General features: G+C 35.0%; 25 protein-coding genes. 19 read left to right on the top strand and 6 right to left on the bottom strand.

The annotated features are described in order from the left end of the window. Positions 1 to 4: 4 nt before the first annotated feature. From FFM55_RS05195 to FFM55_RS05145, 11 genes are all read left to right on the top strand, one after another. Positions 5 to 211 carry a hypothetical protein gene (locus tag FFM55_RS05195; protein ID WP_042493406.1) on the top strand — a complete coding sequence of 69 codons (207 nt, stop codon included), beginning with the start codon at positions 5 to 7 and terminating at the stop codon, positions 209 to 211. Continuing rightward, positions 198 to 926: a CPBP family intramembrane glutamic endopeptidase gene (locus FFM55_RS05190; protein WP_042493407.1), complete on the top strand. Its 729-nt coding sequence runs from the start codon at positions 198 to 200 to the stop codon at positions 924 to 926. The genes FFM55_RS05195 and FFM55_RS05190 overlap by 14 nt, the downstream gene beginning before the upstream one ends. Positions 927 to 990: 64 nt before the next feature. Further along, positions 991 to 1497: an antibiotic biosynthesis monooxygenase family protein gene (locus FFM55_RS05185; RefSeq protein WP_042493408.1), complete on the top strand. Its 507-nt coding sequence runs from the start codon at positions 991 to 993 to the stop codon at positions 1495 to 1497. Positions 1498 to 1701: 204 nt separating this feature from the next. Beyond that, the gene (locus tag FFM55_RS05180) at positions 1702 to 2205 is read left to right on the top strand and encodes a phosphate-starvation-inducible PsiE family protein (RefSeq protein ID WP_042493410.1); all 504 of its coding nucleotides are present in this window, start codon (positions 1702 to 1704) and stop codon (positions 2203 to 2205) included. A gap of 31 nt (positions 2206 to 2236) precedes the next feature. Next, positions 2237 to 3244 carry a toxic anion resistance protein gene (locus tag FFM55_RS05175; RefSeq protein WP_137600647.1) on the top strand — a complete coding sequence of 336 codons (1008 nt, stop codon included), beginning with the start codon at positions 2237 to 2239 and terminating at the stop codon, positions 3242 to 3244. A gap of 135 nt (positions 3245 to 3379) precedes the next feature. Next, complete coding sequence (gene spx / locus FFM55_RS05170) at positions 3380 to 3778, top strand: transcriptional regulator Spx (protein WP_137600646.1); 399 nt, start codon at positions 3380 to 3382, stop codon at positions 3776 to 3778. A gap of 160 nt (positions 3779 to 3938) precedes the next feature. Beyond that, positions 3939 to 4697, top strand: a complete 759-nt coding sequence (locus tag FFM55_RS05165; protein ID WP_042493415.1) for an adaptor protein MecA — start codon at positions 3939 to 3941, stop codon at positions 4695 to 4697. A 143-nt stretch (positions 4698 to 4840) separates the two neighbouring features. Further along, on the top strand, positions 4841 to 5878 hold the full coding sequence (locus FFM55_RS05160) for a competence protein CoiA (protein WP_137600645.1): 1038 nt from the start codon (positions 4841 to 4843) through the stop codon (positions 5876 to 5878). A 55-nt stretch (positions 5879 to 5933) separates the two neighbouring features. Continuing rightward, a complete protein-coding gene (gene pepF / locus FFM55_RS05155; RefSeq protein WP_137600644.1) occupies positions 5934 to 7751 on the top strand; it encodes an oligoendopeptidase F in 1818 nt (605 codons plus the stop codon). A gap of 117 nt (positions 7752 to 7868) precedes the next feature. Further along, positions 7869 to 8267: a DUF948 domain-containing protein gene (locus FFM55_RS05150; RefSeq protein ID WP_042493417.1), complete on the top strand. Its 399-nt coding sequence runs from the start codon at positions 7869 to 7871 to the stop codon at positions 8265 to 8267. A 24-nt stretch (positions 8268 to 8291) separates the two neighbouring features. Then, positions 8292 to 8852 (top strand): prolipoprotein diacylglyceryl transferase, encoded by a 561-nt coding sequence (locus tag FFM55_RS05145; RefSeq protein ID WP_042493419.1) that lies wholly within the window; start codon positions 8292 to 8294, stop codon positions 8850 to 8852. A gap of 68 nt (positions 8853 to 8920) precedes the next feature. Here FFM55_RS05145 and FFM55_RS05140 read toward each other — a convergent pair whose 3' ends face one another. After that, the gene (locus tag FFM55_RS05140; RefSeq protein ID WP_042493420.1) at positions 8921 to 10021 is read right to left on the bottom strand and encodes a M24 family metallopeptidase; all 1101 of its coding nucleotides are present in this window, start codon (positions 10019 to 10021) and stop codon (positions 8921 to 8923) included. Between the two features lie 259 nt (positions 10022 to 10280). Here FFM55_RS05140 and ccpA point away from each other — a divergent pair, with 259 nt between their 5' ends. The 3 genes from ccpA to FFM55_RS05125 all read left to right on the top strand — a co-directional run bounded on the left by ccpA (position 10281) and on the right by FFM55_RS05125 (position 14486). Further along, positions 10281 to 11285 (top strand): catabolite control protein A, encoded by a 1005-nt coding sequence (gene ccpA / locus FFM55_RS05135; RefSeq protein ID WP_042493422.1) that lies wholly within the window; start codon positions 10281 to 10283, stop codon positions 11283 to 11285. Between the two features lie 352 nt (positions 11286 to 11637). Beyond that, complete coding sequence (locus FFM55_RS05130) at positions 11638 to 13110, top strand: APC family permease (RefSeq protein ID WP_137600643.1); 1473 nt, start codon at positions 11638 to 11640, stop codon at positions 13108 to 13110. Positions 13111 to 13145: 35 nt separating this feature from the next. Beyond that, the gene (locus FFM55_RS05125) at positions 13146 to 14486 is read left to right on the top strand and encodes an aspartate aminotransferase family protein (protein ID WP_042493424.1); all 1341 of its coding nucleotides are present in this window, start codon (positions 13146 to 13148) and stop codon (positions 14484 to 14486) included. 81 nt (positions 14487 to 14567) lie between these two features. On the opposite strand, the gene FFM55_RS05120 is transcribed toward FFM55_RS05125, so the two are convergent. The 3 genes from FFM55_RS05120 to FFM55_RS05110 all read right to left on the bottom strand — a co-directional run bounded on the left by FFM55_RS05120 (position 14568) and on the right by FFM55_RS05110 (position 17036). Continuing rightward, positions 14568 to 15149 (bottom strand): TetR/AcrR family transcriptional regulator, encoded by a 582-nt coding sequence (locus FFM55_RS05120; protein WP_042493426.1) that lies wholly within the window; start codon positions 15147 to 15149, stop codon positions 14568 to 14570. A gap of 15 nt (positions 15150 to 15164) precedes the next feature. Then, positions 15165 to 16484 (bottom strand): ABC transporter permease, encoded by a 1320-nt coding sequence (locus FFM55_RS05115; RefSeq protein WP_137600642.1) that lies wholly within the window; start codon positions 16482 to 16484, stop codon positions 15165 to 15167. 117 nt (positions 16485 to 16601) lie between these two features. Next, entirely contained in the window at positions 16602 to 17036 is a 435-nt protein-coding gene (locus tag FFM55_RS05110) for a MerR family transcriptional regulator (protein ID WP_042493430.1), read from the bottom strand. A 145-nt stretch (positions 17037 to 17181) separates the two neighbouring features. On the opposite strand from FFM55_RS05110, the gene FFM55_RS05105 reads away from it, so the two are divergent. The 4 genes from FFM55_RS05105 to FFM55_RS05090 are packed head-to-tail and all read left to right on the top strand — an operon-like array spanning position 17182 to position 19538. Beyond that, entirely contained in the window at positions 17182 to 17499 is a 318-nt protein-coding gene (locus tag FFM55_RS05105; protein ID WP_042493432.1) for a carboxymuconolactone decarboxylase family protein, read from the top strand. 32 nt (positions 17500 to 17531) lie between these two features. Further along, positions 17532 to 17942: a cupin domain-containing protein gene (locus FFM55_RS05100; RefSeq protein WP_042493434.1), complete on the top strand. Its 411-nt coding sequence runs from the start codon at positions 17532 to 17534 to the stop codon at positions 17940 to 17942. A gap of 19 nt (positions 17943 to 17961) precedes the next feature. Next, on the top strand, positions 17962 to 18642 hold the full coding sequence (locus tag FFM55_RS05095; protein WP_137600641.1) for a dihydrofolate reductase family protein: 681 nt from the start codon (positions 17962 to 17964) through the stop codon (positions 18640 to 18642). Positions 18643 to 18668: 26 nt separating this feature from the next. Then, positions 18669 to 19538 (top strand): aldo/keto reductase, encoded by an 870-nt coding sequence (locus FFM55_RS05090; protein WP_137600640.1) that lies wholly within the window; start codon positions 18669 to 18671, stop codon positions 19536 to 19538. Between the two features lie 98 nt (positions 19539 to 19636). Here FFM55_RS05090 and FFM55_RS05085 read toward each other — a convergent pair whose 3' ends face one another. Beyond that, a complete protein-coding gene (locus FFM55_RS05085; RefSeq protein WP_137600639.1) occupies positions 19637 to 20035 on the bottom strand; it encodes a MerR family transcriptional regulator in 399 nt (132 codons plus the stop codon). A 173-nt stretch (positions 20036 to 20208) separates the two neighbouring features. Between FFM55_RS05085 and FFM55_RS05080 the strand changes: the two genes are divergently transcribed. Beyond that, positions 20209 to 21255, top strand: a complete 1047-nt coding sequence (locus FFM55_RS05080; protein WP_042493439.1) for a zinc-binding dehydrogenase — start codon at positions 20209 to 20211, stop codon at positions 21253 to 21255. 52 nt (positions 21256 to 21307) lie between these two features. On the opposite strand, the gene FFM55_RS05075 is transcribed toward FFM55_RS05080, so the two are convergent. Then, on the bottom strand, positions 21308 to 21913 hold the full coding sequence (locus tag FFM55_RS05075; protein ID WP_137600638.1) for an NAD(P)H-binding protein: 606 nt from the start codon (positions 21911 to 21913) through the stop codon (positions 21308 to 21310). Positions 21914 to 21951: the final 38 nt, after the last annotated feature.

The following is a 21951-nucleotide window of genomic DNA, read 5'->3' as shown; positions in this document are numbered from 1 at the left end:
TAAAATGCGAGTTGTAATTCAAATTGGCGCAAGTGTCATTGTCATGGCCGTTTTTGTAGGATTTACCTGGATTGCTAATTTTTTTGATTGGCCAACATGGTTGATTTTCAGTGTGCTTTTGATATTATTTATTTTGGCAACTGGCTTGATGACACGTTTATCCTTAGCCTTACAAAAGAAAAAGCAGGAGGATAAAAATGAAAAAAATTGAAGGATTAAATACACTGATAATGGGTGTTATTTGGTTAGTTATTGGTATAATTTTAGACTTTATTATCCAAATAGGCAGTACTTATAGTAAACTAGGAGTTGTAAGTTGGTTACGTGTTGATCGCAATAATCCAATTGCAATTATCACAATGGTTGTTGTTGCAGCAATCTTAACGTTTATAACGGTGAAAATTTTGGCTTATGCTGTTAGAAAAAAAGCACCAAAAACAGGGTTACATCCATTTCGCGCTGATAAGTTAATGTGGGTGGTATATGGTTATATTATGATTTTAGGTGCAGGGATGGTTACCTTGCTCTTACAGACATTAATATCACATAAACCAATTACTGCTAGTAATCAAGCGGCGCTGGAAAGTATGGCTGGAAAAGGTGGCGCAGCATTAATTTTTGTTGTGGTATTAGCGGTATTTGTTGCACCATTAGTTGAAGAATTAATTTTTAGAGGAATTGTTCTTAATTATTTTTTTAAGTCAGGTCCTTGGTGGCTAAATGTCATTTTGTCAGGTATTTTATTTGGTTACTTTCATGTATTCCAAGATTTTCAATGGTTTGCGTTATTACAGTATTCATTGATGGGAATTGCTTTGGCAGTTGTTTATAAAAAGACTAAGCAAATTCAATATTCAATGGCTGTGCATATGTTAAATAATGGTATTGCAGCAATTAGTTTGGTTAACATTGCCTTAAACGCCTAATCAATTAACTTTTTGATGCTCATTTTATAAATGTATTATCACAAAGGATAACGGGGGATTTATTATGACTGAGTACATACATGAAACATTCGGATCACGTGCAGTGTTACAAAATATTAGGAATCAAAATTCGCAGCGAGAGCTATTGTTAATGCGTGATGATGCCGATTCGCAACGTTACGAACTTTTAGAAAAAACGGAAAACGAACAATCAAGTTTTGCAGTGCCAACGACTTATAAAGTGCTTTCAAGTCATGGTCAAACAGATGAGCTACGTGGTTGGATGAGCTTTATTTCTATTACTTTAAACGATTTGGAACGAGATAACTTCCTACGTCGTTTTAATAATGAGACTTTTGCGATTAGTACGCCAGGTTTTATTAGCTCATATGTATTACAGCGTATCGATAATAATCATGAGATTGTGATTTTATCAACATGGCAACTAAAAAAGAACTTTACTGAATGGCGTTTAACGTCGAATTTCCCACTTGATCGTTATAAACATAGTCAATATAATTTACGATCAAAGCAATTAAGTTTTGCGGCTTTCTCAAAACAAAAGATTTAATGCAATTATTCACAACTGTTTTCTGTTATAATGAAAGCAGTTAGCAGTTGATATTTGATTAATATCAGCCGAGTTTGATTGTTGTAAATAACTGCTTGATAACTCTAGTACCCTAATTAAAAGGACACTAGAGTTTTTATTTGGGCAAATTGTGATAACTTATTACACGTATTTGATAAAATAATAAATAATGGAGGCGTTAGAATGAATAATAAACATCTTGAAAAAAGCTACAATGTCGTATTAGGTATTGGTATGTTAGTACTTGGAATTATTATGTTTGGTTTCTTTTTGAAGGACGTCTGGCAATTAGCACAGCTACTTTGGCAGGTTGATCTAACGGAGAATTTTTATAATATTACACGCTTAATTTTAGAAACTTTTTTGTTCTTTGAATTTGTTGTTTTGACACAAGAATATTTTTTGAAAAATCATATTTCATTAGAAAATTTTATGTATATTGGTATTACAGCTATGTTACGTAATTTATTAGTTTATCATGATGATACACTTGGTATTCTTATTCAATCAGTTGCAATCGGTTTGATGATTATAGTCTTAATTGTTTATCGTTGGTCACGTCGTCATCTGGCTGACTTGGAACATCAAGAAGAGCGTACTGAGTTTATTTTTGCTGAAGAACATCCTAATACAGAAATGACAAAAAATAATCATTCAGTAATGGATACAGCAAAAAATAGGAAATAGTAATTAAATAAATCGGGTATGGGGGCAAAAAATGTTGGAAAAACATACCTTACCAACTAGTGATGAGGCTACTAATTATAAAAAATTAACCCCAAAGGAACGAGTTAAAGCATTACAATTAGCGCAGAGCTTAGATGCAAATAATGACAAATCAATCTTGGAATATGGGTTAGCAACCCAAAAAAATTTGTTAGAGTTCTATCAAAAAATTACGATGACTAGTCATGTAAAGGATATTCACTCTGGAATTAATGATGCGCTAAATATGCTTAAACCAGTGATAGACCAAATTGATGCCAACCAATTAATGCCAATTCAACAAGGCTTTTTGGCTCATGTTTTTAATAATATGCAAGCGACGGTAGATGCATTAATAGAGCAGTATCGACAGATAAGCGCTGATGTTGCGGAAATATCTAATCAGTTACATGTGTTTCAACAGGAAATGATTAATGAAAATGAGTGGTTAACCAGTGTATATCAAGAAAATGAATTGTATGCTAAAAAAATAAGCATCTCTCAGGCTGGTGCGGCCATGAAATTGACGGATATTGAAAAAAGGGAATTACCAAGTGCGATTAAGATAACAGAAATTACACAAATTCAACAGTTAGATCAATTTAAGAAGTTATTGCTAGCACGAATTAAAAATTTGGATTTAACTAGTCGTCTTATTGCCAACCAATCGGTTCAAATACAAGCATTAAAAGCTAATAATCAAAGCTTAATTGATGAAATTAGTATTAATTTTAATACTGTATTGGCTGCGTGGCAGAATCAATTTATTTTGACATTAACGTTATTTAGCCAAAAACAAATAGGCTATAGACATAAAAAGAATACGTCTCTGCAAGTATCTGAAAGTACAGAAAATATTCAGCAGTTACAACAAGTCCAGCAGCATTTAATTGCCATTACTACTGCCGTTAAAATTGATCAAAGAAGTAGTTATAAAAAAATAAAAGTACTTGAACAAAAGATGCAAACTTTAATTGGACGGCTAAATCAGTTGATAGATAATGCTATGAGTTATGATTAGTTTCGGCTTTTTAATGAGATTTTTTTAATTTATTACAGATATTTAACAAAAAAGGGTTACATGTTTGACACAATACCGTTATAATGGAGTCTATAAGGAATAGTCGAATCATTGTAGTGCCGAGAGGAGGCCATTATGGTAACGTTATATACATCACCTAGTTGTACCTCATGCCGAAAGGCCCGTGCCTGGCTAAAAGAAAATGGAATTTCTTATCAAGAACGAAACATCTTCAAAGAGTCATTAACACGAGATGAGATTAAAAATATTTTACGAATGACAGAAGACGGAACGGAAGAAATTATTTCAACACGCTCAAAGTTGTTTACTAAGTTAGACGTTAAATTGGATGATATGTCGCTAAGTGTGCTAATCGATCTATTACATGAAGAACCCGCATTATTAAAACGACCATTGATTATGGACGAAAAAAGAATGCAAGTTGGTTATAATGAAGACGAAATTCGCCGTTTCTTACCGCATGAAATGCGTCAAGAAGAATTGGCACGCGTTACTGCTTTAGTTGATTTGTAGGCGTAACGTTTAATAATATACAAAAATAATTTAGAAAAAAGTTGATGTCATGAAACACATCAACTTTTTTCTAATGTATGCAACTAAAAGACAGATAATTTGGTATAATGTCTTATTGAAGAGTGTTCTCATCGTAATTGAGAAGAAAGGGGTGCCCATTATGGAAATGGAACGAATAAATGATGATACAATCCGGGTCGTAGTCACAAATGATGATTTAGCCGAACGGAATATTTCAGTTATTGATTTGTTGGGCAACCAAGATAAAATTGAAGAGTTCTTTTATAGTATTTTAGAAGAAATTGATATTGAAGGTGACTTTGAAAATAATGAAGCAGTAACTTTCCAAGTTTTGCCTAATAAAAATGGATTAGAATTATTCATTTCTAAAAATATTGATGATAAGTCTGTCATGGAAGGTATGCTTAATTCAGTGCTAGGGAAACGCGATATAAGTGATGCTGAAGATGATGTCTCAGATGAGGTATTAGATGCATTGCTGGATAATGATGATTCTAAACCACGTAGTACGCAAAAACTAACAAAGGAAGAAGCACAAAAAATTAAAGCAACACAAAGACAGAATCTTGTTGATTCAGTAGGTTTTTCTGATATAGCACGAGAGCAAAATTTAGTTTTGCAATTTGATAATTTTGAGAATGTTATTCAATTTTCATTAAATATGGCAAAACAACAATTTGCATTTGGTAGTCAGTTAGTTAAGTATCAAGAAAAGTTCTTCTATGTTATCAAGATTGATCATGAATCTTTAGAATATAATTATACAATGGCAGATTTAAAGGCAATGGCTTATGAATTTGCACAAATACCTGATATTTCACCTGATGTTTTAATTGAGCACGGGCAAATAATTTTTAAAAATGATGCAATGACGAATGTTGCAACCTATTTTGGCTAGTAATATTTATGAAAAATCTCGTAACGTTGACATGATATTGACGTTGCGAGATTTTTTATCTTATCTGTATTAAATAAAATTTACAAAAGACTTTTGGACATAATACCGTCATAGATGCTCCTTATTGTTTGGAGGCATGTAAGATGTTAATTGCTAAAATAATAGAGAATGATCAGTTGATTCAAGCAACGCAAGCTAGTAATAGTGAAATATATTATTGTCCAGGTTGTAAAGCACGTGTACAGTTAAAAAAAGGCAACATTAATATACCGCATTTTGCCCATATCAATGGAAGTAATTGTGATGTTAGTGCAGAAGGAGAAACGGTTAATCATTTACAAGGTAAACTGGCATTGTTTACACTGTTAAAACAAAAATATGATGAAGTTAGATTAGAACCATGGCTTAGTCAAATTAAGCAACGCCCTGATTTAATGGTTAGAAAAGGTAAAGATTGGTTTGTTATTGAATTTCAGTGTGCAACAATTTCTCTAGAAAAGGTGCGAGCACGAACAAAAGGTTATCGTCAATTAAATTATAAAGTTATTTGGATTTTAGGTGAAAATTATCAAAATAAGCGACTACAAGCTAGAACGATTGCTAAGTTTGCTATAATCTATCAGCAACAATTACAAGTTGCTTTTTGGCAGCCAACGAAGGGAATTGTTTGGCAAGCTTGGTGGCAGATAGATGGTAAATCAAGGGTGTTAAAACGGCAAATGATGGCTAATCAACCACAGCAATTGCTGAAACTACAACAAGCAGTTATGCAATCAAAGCCTGAAGTTTGGCCTATTCAAAATGAACTATATAAAATAAAACGGTTAGTGATTGGCATACCATGGGAATGTCATCCCCAATACTCACTGCCAGGTGGACTGAAAGTTGCACAGTGGCAGGTTATTATACGCGTACTACTTACTTTAGAAAAACAACCAAGAACATCGTTTCAGTTAATGAAGCTGCTGACGGAGTTTCCATGGCAACGATTTGGTTGTTTATCAGTTAAAAAAGTTCAAAAAATATGGCTTAATTATTTATTAGATGACTTGATATCAGGAGGGATAATCAAAAGGACAGGTGATAGAATTGTGTTAGTTAGAACATTAAAATGGTTTAATACGTATCAAGAAAAACTACAAGCAAAATTAAAAATAGATACGACCAATTTTCTCTCATGATATACTAGAAATATGGTAAAATGAACAATATATTAGACTGAAATGAGGGAAAATGATGGCAAAAGAATTACCTTTACGTAATGAGTTACCAGAATCAGCTACTTGGGATTTAACAAAGATTTTTGCAAGTGATACTGATTGGCAAACTGCGTACGATGAATTAAATGAACGACTAGTAAATGCTGATTTTTTTGCCCAAACGGCAATCAATTCAGGTAAAGACCTTTATAACGCATTACAATATGGCCTAGGCCTAATGCGTGATTTGGAAACGTTGTATGTCTATGCATCTATGAAATCAGATCAAGATACAGCAAATGGATTTTACCAAGGATTAATTAATAAAGCAGAGTCATTAGCAGCTAAGGTATCAGCTGCAATTTCTTTTTTTGATCCAGCTGTATTATCACTTTCAACAGATCAGTTAGCTGATTATTTTTCACAAGAACCTCGTTTGCAAGAATATACGCATTATTTTGATGATATTCTAACGCAAAAGGGTCATGTCTTATCAGAGAATCAAGAAAAACTTTTGGCAGCAGCTGGTGATATCTTTGGTGCATCTGAGCGAACGTTTGGTATGTTAGATAATGCTGATATTACTTTTGATGCTGTAGAAAATGATGAAGGTGAATTAGAAACTTTGTCAGATGGTGTATATTCACGCTTACTAGAATCTGTTAAACCTGAAGTTAGAAAAAATGCTTTCAAGACCTTTTATGCCTCATATATGGCTTTGGATAATACTTTTGCTTCTTTAATTGGGAACCATGTTAAAGGACACAATTATTTAGCAGATGTTCATCATTACGATTCAGCTAGACAAGCGGCTTTAGCAGCTAATAATGTGCCAGAAGTTGTGTATGATACACTGGTTGAAGAAGTAAATAAGGCTTTACCATTGTTGCACCGTTATATGGCTTTGCGCAAACGTTTATTAGGTCTCTCAGAACTACATTCATATGACTTATATACACCAATTCTTGGCGAACCAGATTATGATATTGATTATCCTAGTGCACAAGCAGAAGCATTAAAGGCTCTGGCTCCCTTAGGTCAAGATTACCTTGATATTGTGCAAAAAGCATTTGATAATCGCTGGATTGATGTCATTGAAAATAAAGGAAAGCGCTCTGGTGCCTATTCAGGGGGCGCTTATGATACAAACCCCTATATTTTGTTAAACTGGGTTGATAATCTTAATAACTTGAGTACATTGGTGCATGAAATGGGTCATTCCGTCCATTCATACCTAACACGAGAAAATCAACCTTATCAATATGGTGATTATCCAATTTTCCTAGCTGAAATTGCGTCAACAACCAATGAAAACTTATTAACTGATTATTTATTACGCACAGTAGAAGATAAAAAATTAAAGGCTTATATCTTAAATCAATACCTAGATGGTGTTAAAGGGACGTTGTTCCGCCAGACACAATTTGCTGAATTTGAGCAATGGATGCACGAAACTGATGCGCAAGGCACACCATTAACAGCAGACATTTTGAATGAAGCCTATGGTGAATTGAATAAGCATTATTATGGTTCAACATTAACGGTTGATGAAGAAATTGCACATGAATGGGAACGTATTCCACACTTCTATTATAATTATTATGTTTTCCAGTATAGTACAGGGTTTGCAGCTGCTACTGCATTAGCAGATAAAATTTTACATGAAGGTGATCAGGCTGTTAATGACTACAAAGATTATCTAAAAACAGGGTCATCAGCTTTTCCAATTGATGTGATGAAAAAAGCAGGTGTTGATATGACGAAACCAGATTACTTGCGAGAAACTTTTGCCGTGTTTGAGGAACGCCTAAATGAATTCGAAGCACTAGTTGATGAATTATCATTAGATAAATAAATATTTTAAAGACGGTTATCTATCAATCAGCGTAACTAATTAAAATATGATAATTGCCAGTTATGATGTAACACGGTAAAATGAAGATTATATGGAGAACTAGGAGGGAATGAATACATGTCAGGTGGACAAATCGCACTAATAATTATAGCCGTTGCGGTATTATTGTTGGTTCTATTTATTGGATTGTTTTTGGTTAAATTAACACAAACTTTGGGTGTGCTAACAAAGGATGTTGATGTAATTGCTCGAGGTGCTAATGATATATTGGCAAATGTTGATACATTACTAAGCGACGTTAATGGTAAAGTTGCAACGATTGATCCAGCATTCCAAGCGATTGCTGATTTGGGTACTTCAGTATCAGATTTAAATGCAGCAACATCTAATTTAACCAGTAAGGTGAAGGGTTCAGCAAGTTCTAATACGACAAAAGTAGCGTCAGCTGTATTTGCGGCTAACACCGCACGTAAGAACCATAAGAAAAATAGAAAAGCAAATAAAACAGCAGAATAGTTGATAAATTAGGAGGATCATATTATGTCAAAAACAAAAGGATTTTTAGCAGGAACGATCTTTGGTGGTTTGGTAGCAGCAGCCGGATACGGTTATTACAAGATGTTGACAGTTGAACAACAAGCTGATTTAAAAGCAAAGTTTGATGATACTGTTGCAGACGTACGTGATAAGGTTGTTGATTATAGCTATGCAGCGACTGATGCTGTTGCTTCTGTTCGTGAGAAAGCTGATGACTTTGTATCAGATAAAAGCTATGCATTTGACACAAAGGTAGCAGATTTAAAAGCCTCGGCTGAGGATAAGTCAGCTGAATTACGTGAAAAGGCTGATGATTTAATTGCTTCAGCACAAGAAAAAGCAGCAGACTTACGGAGTCAAGCTAATGATTTAAAGAATCAAGTTAAATCAGATGAAACAGATGATTCTGAAGAGGATATTGTTTTGTCACCAACTGATGATGCGCTAGATTCAGAGACTTTTGAAGAATTGACAGAAGCATCTGCAGAACCTGAAATTTTAAACCCTAATGTTGGTTTATCACAAACAGAAGTCAAGGGATTATCTGATCTTTCCGAAAAGTAAGTCGTTTTTTACACAATTTAAAAGCGCTAGCCTCATATTGAGACTAGCGCTTTTATTATTAAATAATCTTAATCGATAATACGTAATTCTTTTGATGAGTGGGTGTATGAATCGACACCAGTTTCAGTCATAATAACAGAGTCTTCTATCCGGATTCCTAAATCACCAGGGATGTAAATACCAGGTTCAATTGAGAAAGACATACCTGGTTGCAAAATAAGATCGTTACCTTGTGCAATCTGAATTGACTCGTGAACAGATGACCCAATTCCGTGACCTAAACGATGGACAAAGTAGTCGCCATAACCAGCTTTTGTGATCACATTACGTGCAATACCATCTAATTCGCTAGCAGTCATACCAGGCTTAGCAGCATTTTGGGCAGTTAATTGGGCTTCTAAGACAACATTGTAAACATCACGTTGGTGATCAGATACTGATTGGAATGCGACTGTACGAGTGGCATCAGAAACATAACCATCGTAAATTGTTCCCAAGTCAAATAGGGCTAAATCACCAGATTTTAGTGTATTATTGCTAGTATCACCATGTGGTTCAGCAGCATGGGCACCAAATTGTACAAGTGTTTCAAAGGACATACCAACGACACCAGAAGCTTTTAAATCATATTCTAATTTTGCCATAACTTGTAGTTCAGAAACACCTGCTTTTAGCGCTGCGAAAGCAAATTCAAAAGCACGATCGGCATCAGCACCTGCTTTGTGCAACTTAACAATTTCATCAGGTGTCTTAATTAAGTGCATATCTGTCATCAATGGTGATAGGTTACCAATGAATTTAACTTCAGGTACAGCTGTTTGAATAAATGCAGCACGATTTAAGGTCAATTGGTCTTTTTCAACAGCCCATTTTTCAGTATGTTTTGTATGGTCATGAAGATGCTCACTAATTAAAGTCCAAGGATTCTCCTGGTCTTGGTAACCATATACGGGATGTTGCCAGCCAGAATTCTTGACTGCTTCGACTTCTAATGCCGGTGCAAAAATAAAAGGTTCGTCTTCTGGGAAGACAAATAATGCCAAGACACGTTCAATTGGATCGGAATTAAAACCAGTTAGGTAGTCAATTGAATGGAAATCTGAAAAGTAGGCAACATCGAGTTGTTGTTCGTTAAGCCAATTTTGAATTGACATGAGTTTATCAGTCATTAAAAAATTCTCCTTTAATAATTATATGATTAATTGTACGCTCATTTTTAAAAATTGCCTATCCATGCAGAAAAGTTATGGTACAATTAACCATTGTGTGAAATTATTATTAAATGATGAAAAAAACAGTGAAAACATGTTACAATCACTTTGAGAGCGGTTTCATAATGCACGTAAGTTCTTACTATATACTAGAGTAACTTGATTTAGTAACGAGACTTGAATACATATTTGTATTGATAAGATAAGGAGAATAGTAATGGATAAACAAACAGTTACAATTTATGATGTTGCACGTGAAGCAAGGGTATCAATGGCTACCGTTTCACGAGTAGTTAATGGTAATGCTAATGTTAAGTCAGAAACTAAAGATAAAGTTAAAGCTGTTATTGATCGGTTAGGATACCGTCCAAATGCAGTTGCTCGTGGTCTAGCATCACGTCGTACAACGACTATTGGCGTTGTTATTCCAGATGTTACAAACCATTATTTCGCTGAATTAGCCCGTGGTATTGATGATGTTGCAGCAATGTACCATTATCAAATTATTTTGGCAAATTCAGATGAATCAAATACCAAAGAAGTTCAGGTGATGGAAAATCTTTTGGGCAAGCAAGTTGATGGTATTATTTTTATGGGGAATCTTGTTAATGATGCCATTCGTGATGAATTTAAAAAGGCCGATGTGCCAGTTGTTTTGGCAGGTTTACTTGATGATCAAGACGCGCAACCATCAGTCAATATTGCTTACCGGTCAGCAATGAATGATATAACAACGCGTTTATTAAAAGCTGGTCACAAAGACATTGCATTTATCACTGGTGATTTAAATCACTATATGAATAAAGAACATCGTTTATTAGGGTATCAAGATGCGCTAGCAACGTATGATATACCATATGATGAGCAATTAGTATTTCAAGGTAACTATGACTATCAATCAGGTTATGAGTTGGCTCAGTCAGTTAAGTCATCAAAGGTAACCGCTGCAGTGGTGGCTAATGATGAAATGGCTGCTGGCTTGGTTAATGGTTTGACGGACGCTAATGTAAAAGTACCTGAAGAATTTGAAATTATTACGAGCAATGATTCAAAAGTAACAGTTATAACACGACCACAATTATCATCGGTGACACAACCGATATATGATATTGGTGCGGTTGCGATGCGTATGTTAACAAAATTAATGAACCATGAAGAACCAGCGATTAATAATATTGTTTTGCCACATGGTTATATTGCACGTGACTCAACAAAAAAGTAAGTATAAAAGAATATAAACGATAAAAAGTACATAATTTTTATGTACTTTTTTCATGTAGTTTACTTTAAACATGATACGGTAAGGCTTTTAGAAGTTAAATGATAAAAAGATTAGAAAAATGTTGACTTTTATAACCAACAGGGTATTATTGATAATAATTGGTTTTGGAGATAATTATTTGTTTTGTTATATAACTGGCTATGATAACAATTGTCATAGCTAAAATAATTACTACTGGCCGATTTTTATTTTATTTTGTTGGTATTATTGTAAATAATAATTGTCCAATTAAGGCAATTAATAAATTAGTCAATCATGATTAATACGGTCACCTTAGATAGGAGTAGAGTATATGGGGCTATTGTCAAAATTTATGGAGCGCGAGGACGCTTCTACATATATTAGTAAAGATTCAGAAATGCCACGTGTTTTGCACACTAAGGATTTCTTAGCATTAGGTGTGGGGACAATTGTTTCGACGGCTATCTTCACTTTGCCTGGGGTTGTAGCGGCAAAGTATGCCGGCCCTGGTGTGGTCTTTTCATTTTTACTGGCAGCAGTTGTGGCTGGGTTTGTGGCATTAGCATATGCTGAGATGGCTTCAACATTACCAGTTGCTGGATCAGCCTATTCATGGATTAATGTACTATTTGGTGAAGGGTTTGGTTGGATTGCTGGTTGGGCATTGTTAGCTGAGTATATTATTGCTGTTGCGTTTGTCGGATCTGGGTTATCCGCGAATTTTAGAGGGTTATTAACACAAGTTAATGTTGAATTGCCCGCTTCATTGTCAGGGGCACTAGACACACATACTTTGTTTGGTTGGTCTCAAGCAGTTAGTGGTCCTAAAGGTGGTGTCATTGATATTGTTGCCTTTATCGCCATTGGTTTGGTCGCTTTGCTACTTTCACGTGGCGTGCATGAAGCATCACGTATTGAAGTTATTTTAGTTGTTGTTAAAGTTTTTGCAATTTTACTATTTATTTTTGTTGGATTAACAGCTATTCATCCTGAAAATTATTCACCATTTGTACCAGCATATAATCCAAATGGCGCAACTATGGGAGGCTTCCAAGGAATTTGGGCAGGTGTTTCAGGTATTTTCTTAGCATATATTGGTTTTGATTCAATTGCTTCTAATTCTGCTGAAGCCGTTAACCCACAAAAGACAATGCCTCGTGGAATTTTGGGATCATTATTGATTGCAGTTACTTTATTTATTGGTGTTTCAATTGTTTTGGTTGGTATGTTTAAATATACACAATATGTTGATAACGCTGAGCCAGTTGGTTGGGCATTGCGACAATCCGGTCATCCAATTGTTGCCGCTGTTACATCAATTATTGCTGTTGTTGGAATGGTTACGGCTTTGATTGGGATGATGATGGCTGGTTCGCGTTTGCTTTACTCATTTGGGCGTGATGGTATGCTTCCTAAATGGTTGGGTAAAGTAACGTCAGACAAAGGATTACCAAATCGTGGCCTATTGGTTTTGACAATAATTGCAATTATTGTTGGTTCATTCTTCCCATTCTCATTCTTGTCAGAATTAATTTCGGCAGGAACATTGATTGCCTTTATTTTTGTGTCATTGGCAATGTATGCGTTGCATAAACGTGAAGGTAAGGATTTGCCAGAAGCTGGCTTTAAAATGCCTGGTTATCCGGTAACACCAGCTATTGGAGCACTTTTGTCTGGTTGGGTATTCTGGGGACTAAGCTCAGAAGCTAAAATTTACGCATTAGTATGGTTCATTGTTGGTATTATTGTCTACTTTGTATACGGTGCAAAGCATTCAGTATTAAGAAATAAAACAAGCGATTAATCGTTATTTTTTTGAAGGGGGAACAAAAAATAACTATGGTCAAAAATGATGAAATTTTAAATCAAGAAGAACAACATTTTGCGGGAGCAGGCCGTGTCTACTATTTTGATGTGGTCATTGAATCTGGGAAAGGTGCAATTTTAACTGATGTAGATGGTAATGAATATATTGATTTGTTAGCGAGTGCGAGTGCGACTAACACGGGACATGCTCATCCTAAAATTGTTAAGGCAATTCAAAAGCAGGCTGAAAATTTAGTTCATTACACTGCAGCTTATTTTGCTACGTCAACGGAAGCAAAACTAGCAAGTGAATTAGTTAAATTAGCACCGGGTAATCCAGATGATTGGATGGTAGTCTATGGTAATTCAGGTTCAGATGCCAATGATGCTATTATCAAGTTTGCTCGGGGTTACACAGGTCGTCCAAATGTTGTGTCTTTTGTTGGTGCCTATCATGGCTCAACATATGGATCTATTTCTGCCTCAGCAGTTAGTTTAAACATGAGTCGCAAGATTGGACCATTGTTACCAGGTTTTTATAAGGTGCCTTTTCCGTCACCAGATAAACGTTTAGTAAATGAAAGTGATGCAGATTTTGTTGAGCGAATGTTTGCAGCGTTTAAAGAACCATTCGAAAATTATTTACCAGCTGAAGAAACAGCAGTTATTATGATTGAGCCAATTCAAGGCGATGGTGGTATTATTGCACCACCGGCTGGATATTGGGACAAGGTGGCTTCTTTTGCACATGAACATGGTATTTTATTGGCTGTTGATGAGGTAAATCAAGGCTATGGCCGTACTGGAACGTTTTGGTCATTTGAGCACTTTGGCTTAAAACCAGATTTGATTGCGATGGGCAAGTCAATGGCGTCTGGAATACCATTGAGTGCTGTATTAGGACGACGTGAAATTATGCAGAGTCTGCAAGCGCCAGCTAATGTTTATACAACAGCTGGAAATGTGGTCAGTGCAGCAGCAGCTTTAGCAACATTAGATGTTATTAAGTCAGAAGATTTAGTTGCACAGTCAGCCAAACTGGGGCAAGTGGCGCAAAATTTCTTTGCTCATGAAAAGACACAGTTTAATTTTATTGGGGATGTGCGTTTATATGGTTTAAACGGTGGAATTGATATTATTAATCCCAAAACAGGTTTGGGTGATGAACAAGCAACAAATACAATCATCTATAATTTATTTAAAAATGGGGTGTTAATGATTTCGCTACGGGGTAGTACCCTACGTTTTCAGCCACCATTGGTGATTAAAGAAGCTGATTTACAACGTGCATTTACAATAATACATCAAGTATTTGAGGATTTTGTAAATGGTAAATTAAAAGAGCCAAATGGTCGTCATCATATTGGTTGGTAATGATAATAATATAAATAGCCGCTTACCGAAAGATGGTAAGCGGCTATTTTTTATTAAAGTGTTGAATGTTTATTCAATATATTATTTTAAGTGTTGAGCAAATGTACGGATATTCTTCTCTGAAAATTGTTCAGCTTTAATAAATAAAGCTGAATTGGGATAAACAAATGAAGCAACAGCATTACCGAAACATAGGGTGACGAAACTGTCTACTTCAGTAGCAATATCAGTTTGAGAATCAATTTCACCAGCTTGCACCATTTCACGAAATTTGACCATTAATAAATCATGGAAATATTGTGGTAATTGGTTAACAACTGACTCGATTTCTGGAAATTCTGTTGATTCATGCAGTGATAGTAAAAAAATTGACTGGTGTCGTTTAATAAATTGTTGATAAATATTAGCAACTTGCACTAAATCTGTTTCAATATCATTATGGAACTCAAAATCATTAGCTGCTTCTTTGACATCAATTAGATAGTTTTGAACTAGTGCTTTTAGAATACCAGCTTTATTTTTAAAATGTCTAAAAATCGTGCTTTCGTTGACATCAGCCATCGTGGCAATTTTTTTAGTCGTTGTGCCACGATATCCATACTGGCGAATTAAATCTGAAAATGCACTTAAAATTGTTTCTTGAATTTGATTATCTTTTGACACGAGTATAAACCTCCATTAACCCAATTTATCAAATCTTAACATTGTTTGTTGTTTCTTGAAAGCAACGATGATTAGGTTAATGATGATGATTCCAATTATCAAAGATATAAAGCCATACCATACTGCCGTTGGTGTGGTGCCACCGTACATGGCATTAAAATCATTCGTAATCCCATAATACATGGGTGCAAAGCTGCGAATGGCTTTAAAGAAGGTATTCATTGTTACAACGGGAATCATACCAGCACCAGCAACAACTTGTAGCATGGTTAGGAAAATATTTAGTGCAGTTCCAACTTGACCAAGTAGTAGTAGCATTATTGAATTGAAATTATAAGCAGCAAAAATAGTTAATAAATGTGATAACCAAAGTTCACCAAAGTTACCAGTGCCGACCATTGCTGAAATGGCCCATGTAACGATACCAGCAATAATAATTGCTTCAAGAGCCATCGTGATTTCAAGATTGGCAAAAGCTTTAAAGCGACCAATTTGAGGAGCAAATTTAGCATATGTGTTGTAGAGAAGTAATGCGCCTATTAGGGAACCAAGATAAATTGATAGACTAGCAAAAAATGGGGCTAGCGAGTTGTTTAGACCAGTATCAACTTTATTTTGTCGTTCAATATTAATTTTAATGTTATTGATTAGTGGTTGTGCTTGTGACTGTGCATCACTAATAATTTTATCTTTTTTCTTGGCGGCAGTTTGCTGTGCTTTAACTTGGGCTTGATTAGTTTGCTCTTCAAGTTTTTGTATTAACGCCGCTTGTTGTGTAGATGGAGCAGTACTAATTGCTTGTTTTTGTTGACTGATTGTTTCTTTGGCCTTAACTTGCTCCTGCTGAAGTTGCTGTTGTAGGGATGCTAATTGTGGCTTAGCGATTAATAGAGTTCCTTTTTGCATACTAATTTGTTGTTGGACAGTATTACCAATAGTTGTAGCTGTTGATTTCATGGCACTGACAATTGAAGTTTGATTTGACTCATTAATGTAAAAATTCAAATTTGGTTGCTTATTTGCAGCAATATCGGTAGTAAAATTTTTCGGAATATTAATAATTAAGTAAGTATCACGATCGTCTAATTCTTTTTTGGCATTTATTAGATTGGGTGTTGATTTGACATGTTTATAAGGTAAAGCCTTTTTAATTTGTTTAGCGAGTTTGTTACTTTTTTGATCCTGATTAACCAGTGTAATTGGTAATTTATCGACATTATTAGGGACGGCACTATAGCCTGAATAATAGATGAAGAAAACAATAACCCCATAGAGTAGACCGACTAGTAGGGCTAGAATAGGTCCTTTACTTAAAATAAATTGTTTAAATTTCATTACCGAAACCTCCGTATATTTTTGATTACGCCGTTATTATACGATTGATTTTTAATGCATGCAAGTACTTGCTTTTATTGAAATGAAAATTTTATCATTATCATAAATTTTTTGTGGTTAATAATTTTCATGCCCTAAGTGTTCTAGATAAGTTTTAAATTTTTCGCTATCAGAAATAATCCCAGTAACTTTGGCTTCATACCAGTTGATTTTATCGTTTAAAATTTGTAAGTGTTGTTGGATTTCTGATAATTCTTTCAAAAAGTTGTTTTTAGTTGTTTTCAGGAGTGCTAAACGTTGCGGAATCGTTTTATCACCTTGTTCGCGTAGCATAATATATTGTTTTAAGTCGGCAATGCTCATACCAGCGCCTTTTAAATGGTTTAAAAAACGTAACCAATCAAAATCATCACGAGTATAGTAGCGATGACCATTAGCTGAGCGTTGGGGTTTTATTAAATTTTCAGTTTCATAATAACGTAAAGTTGATGTTGGAATACCGGTTAATTGACTAAATTCACCAATATTATACGTGTTTTTGGTAAGTGACATGGTTAAAATCTCCTTTTAGTTAACTTTAAGTATATATTATACAACAAAACAAATTTAATAATATCTAGTAAAATATTTGACTTAAAGTGTACTTTAAGTCTTAAAATGAGTTTGTTGGATAGCTATTAATTAGGGAGGTGCCATTATGGCTAAGAAACAAACAGCAGGACAAGAACAGTTGGGTGAATTTGCACCACAGTTTGCTCATTTAAATGATGATGTTTTATTTGGTGAAGTTTGGGATAAAGAGGATGAATTAAGTGCGCATGATCGCTCATTGATAACAATTGCGGCACTAATTGCAATGGGGAATACTGAGCAATTGGCAACACACTTACAAATTGGTAAAGCTAATGGCATTACGCAAAAAGAAATTGTTGCTGAAATTACACATTTGGCATTTTATGTTGGTTGGCCAAAAGCATGGTCAGCTTTTAATCGTGCAAAAGAAATTTGGCAATAAATAACATTATTTTAATCTAAGGAGAAGTTAATATGACAAATCAAAAAGTTGAACAACCAGGCGTTTTTCCAACCGGACCAACTAATGATGCCTTTGCACAATATTTTATTGGTCAAAGTTATAACAACACATTAGTGACACCTGGTGATGATGTGAGTGTACCTGTGGGCAATGTGACTTTTGAGCCAGGTTGTCGTAATAATTGGCATATTCATCATAATGGTAGCCAGATCCTGTTAGTTACCGGTGGACAAGGCTGGTATCAAGAGGCAGGTAAGTCAGCGCAACTATTAAATCCAGGTGATGTTGTGATTGCCCATGATGGTGTTAAGCATTGGCATGGTGCAACGAAAGATAGTTGGTTTAGTCATTTAGCGATAACGACTGGTGAGTCAGAATGGTTAGAACCAGTTGAAGATGATGCCTATAATCAATTAACTTAAGTATAAAGAGGGAGTCGTTATGACGCGTAGTAAAGTCGTTATCCATATGTATGTTTCAATTGATGGTAAAATTGATGGACCACATAGTAGCAGTGCTTCAAGTGCTTATTATTCAGATGAATTATTTAAAATGAGCAATGCTGATGCCAATGGTCGTGAAACGATTCAAATGTATGCAGCACCAGCAACGCTTGATTTGAGTGATTTTGAAGATGCACAAATTCCATATGAGGATTGGTTACCAGAAATAGAATCTGATACATGGTCTGTATCGTTTGATCGTCAGGGAAAGTGTGGTTGGACGCAAAACTTTTTTGACTATAATGGTCATCAAATGCATGCTATTGAAGTTGTTACAAAACAAGCGAGTCAAGCCTATCTAGCCTTTTTACAATCAATGAATATTCCATATATTATTGGTGGTGAAACAGAGTTTGATTTTGAAACAGTGTTGGAAAAATTATATGCCCATTTCAATATTGAAACTTTGGCTGTTTGTGGTGGTGCCATGATTAATGGTGCGTTTTTGAAAGCGCATGTTGTGGATCAAATTTCATTAGTAATCGCGCCTCATGTTAATGGTGACGAAAATAAAAAAGCTAGTTTTGAAGCAGTAGGTCAATATGTTGATGATACGTTTGCTTTTGATCAAGCTAAGAAGTTGTCAGATGGCGGTGTACATTTGATTTTTAAAAAATAAAATAAAAGTTAAAAAAGGGGTATTATATGACAGTTTTAAATGAGACATTTACATTATCAAATGGTGTTAAACTTCCTAAGTTAGGCTTTGGAACGTGGTTAATTGAAAATGATAACGTCATTAATCCTGTAAAAGTGGCATTGGATGCCGGTTATCGCCATATTGATACAGCACAAGCCTATGGTAATGAAAAAGGGGTTGGACAGGCACTACGAGAATCTTCAGTATCACGCGCAGATGTCTTTGTAACAACGAAATTAGCAGCTGAAATTAGGTCATATGATGAAGCTGTTTCGGCAATTGATCAGTCATTAAAAGACATGGGATTAGATTACGTGGATATGATGATTATTCATGCACCACAACCATGGGCTGATTTTAGAAATGGTGAACATTATTTTAAGGGAAACTTAGCAGCATGGCGTGCTTTGGAAGAGGCATATGATGCTGGTAAAATTAAAGCTATTGGTGTGTCAAATTTTCAACAAATTGATTTAGACAATATTTTGCAAAATGGTCGCATTAAACCAGCTGTTAATCAGATTTTAGCGCATGTCTCAAATACACCGTTTGATTTAATCAAATATTGTCAAGATAACGACGTGTTAGTTGAAGCCTATTCACCAGTGGCTCATGGTGAAATTTTGACTAATGAATCATTGCAAAATATGGCGGATAGGTATGGTGTTAATGTTGCGCAATTGTGCTTACGATATTGTCTGCAATTGGGGATGTTACCTTTACCAAAGTCAGAAACGCCAAGTCATATTATTGGTAATACTGAATTATCATTTACGATTAGTGATGAGGATATGGTGACATTAAAGCAATTTAAACACATTGAAAATTATGGGGCATCGGATTCGTTCCCAGTTTATGAAAAAACTGATAAATAATATTGTATGATCTGTAGTGAAAGATGGTTCTAAAAACGTTTAAAGTTTTTAGAACCATCTTTTTGATTATTGTTATTTTGCGTAATAAAACTAGTAATCTATTGAAAGGTTTTATTATTAAAAGGGCGCAAATTTTTTTCTGTTTGTATCATATGAGTTTGGTAGTTATCTATTTTATAAGCCAAACGATCTGTTGCGTTAACTAATGATTTAATTTTTTCGTCTAACTGCATTTTTTGTTCATTCAATAAATGGACACGTGCATCAATTGTTTGGTCACCCATTTGAAATAATTGAATATATTCAATTAATGCTTCAATTGAGACCCCAGCAGTCCGCATTTGGCGACTGAATTGTAACCATTTTAAATCTTCGTCATCGAAGTTACGAATACCACTTGTGCTGCGCTTAATAGCTGGGATAATACCAATTCGTTCATAGTATCGAATTGTATCTGCAGAAATACCACTGATTTCACTCGCTTGTTTAATGTTCAATTTAATAGCCTCCTAGACCTGGTAACTTTTTATTTATTTTATACCTTAGAGTGTGCTCCAAGGCAAATCGCTATTGCAATTATTTTTGTTTGACTTTGAGTATACTTCAAGTTTTATACTAAAGACTGATAAAAATTAATTATTAAAAATATATTTAAGTAGAGGGGATTAAAATGAAAGCAGCATATTTTATTGCGCCAGGGAAAATAATATTAAAAGAGGTCGCTAAACCAGAAATAAAGCAAGCAACAGATGCTGTCATTAAGATTGTACGTGCTTGTGTTTGTGGTTCTGATATGTGGTGGTATCGTGGCATAAACCAGCGTGACTCAAATACGCGAGTTGGTCATGAGGCGATTGGTGTGGTTGAGACCGTTGGCTCACAAGTGACCAAGGTTAAAACTGGTGATTTTGTTGTCGTGCCATTTACGCATGGATGTGGTAAATGTGCAGCATGTTTAGCTGGATTTGATGGTAATTGTGAAAATAATCATGCTAGTGAAGATTCAGAAAATGGTTATCAAGCAGAATATTTGCGTTATAGTAATGCAAATTGGGGATTGGTAAAAATTCCCGGAAAACCACAAGATTATTCAGAATCACAGTTGAATGATTTATTAACGTTATCTGATGTGATGGCAACAGGGTATCATGCTGCATATACGGCCGAGGTTAAACCCGGGGATGCTGTTGCTATTATTGGTGATGGTGCTGTGGGATTGTGTGCAGTGATTGCCGCAAAGTTAATGGGAGCAAAGCAAATTATTATTTTAAGTCACCACCAAGAACGTGCTGAGTTGGCAGTAGCATTTGGTGCAACTGATATTGTGTCAACACGAGATAAGCAAGCTGTGTTAGATATGTTAACTATAACGAATCAGGCAGGCGTTGATGCAGTTCTTGAATGTGTTGGTAACGAGAGCTCTATACAAGAAGCTCAGCAAATTTCACGTGCTGGTGCTATTATCGGTCGTGTGGGTGTACCACAAAATGAGCCATCAGCTAATAAGCTTTTCTGGTCTAATATCGGTCTTCGTGGTGGTATTGCAGCAGTTACGACACATGATGAAAAGCATGGTTTGCTAACAGCTGTTTTAAACGGTGATATTCATCCAGGACAGGTGTTTACAGAAGCATTTCATCTTGATCAAATACAGGCAGCATACGAAGCGATGGATGAACGTCGGGCAATTAAATCGTTAATTAAAATAACAGCATAATAATAAACGGGATTTACTAAGTACCTACTTGGTAAATCCCGTTTATTATTGCTTAGAAATTAGGCCGATTAATGCCATAGTTTTGCTTGATACCAAATGCATCATGGATTATCAATTTTACGATAAAATCTGCAATACTATTAATAGCGATATCATGACCACCAAAAGCTTCACCCTTAGTTGTAATTTCATATGTTTCTGTACCTTGGTCAAACCAACCAGGCCGAATAATTGTATAGTCTAATGATGAGCTTTCAATTAAATCAGCAGCTTGACGATACTTTTTTAAATATGGATTTTGCTTAAGATTGCCACTGGCACCAATATTGTCAGGGATTTCATTATAAATTCCCATTGACGCAATGAAAATAATGCGTGAAACTTTCATTTCTTGCATAATATTTATGATATTTTGAACATATTTTGGTAAATCACCACTTAATGCAACTAAAACGATATCTTGTTTTTGCATCGCCTTCAGTAATTCTTTTTTATGATTGAGGTCACCACTAATACTAGTTTCTCTGTCATGATTAATTATTAGTTGATTTGCAGTTCTGGCAAACAAAGTGAGATGATAATTTGTTTTTGTTAACAGTAGATGACGTGTAGCCTGACCAATTGTTCCGGTAGCACCGATAATCAAAATATTTTTCATAAAATTAGCCCTTTCTTTTTAATGATGCCGTTATATAA

The sequence above is a fragment of the Weissella sagaensis genome (assembly GCF_005405285.1).
GTDB classification, from domain to species: domain Bacteria; phylum Bacillota; class Bacilli; order Lactobacillales; family Lactobacillaceae; genus Weissella; species Weissella sagaensis.
Note: the sequence above shows the minus strand (reverse complement) of the source record. Positions and strands in the feature narration are given on the sequence as shown.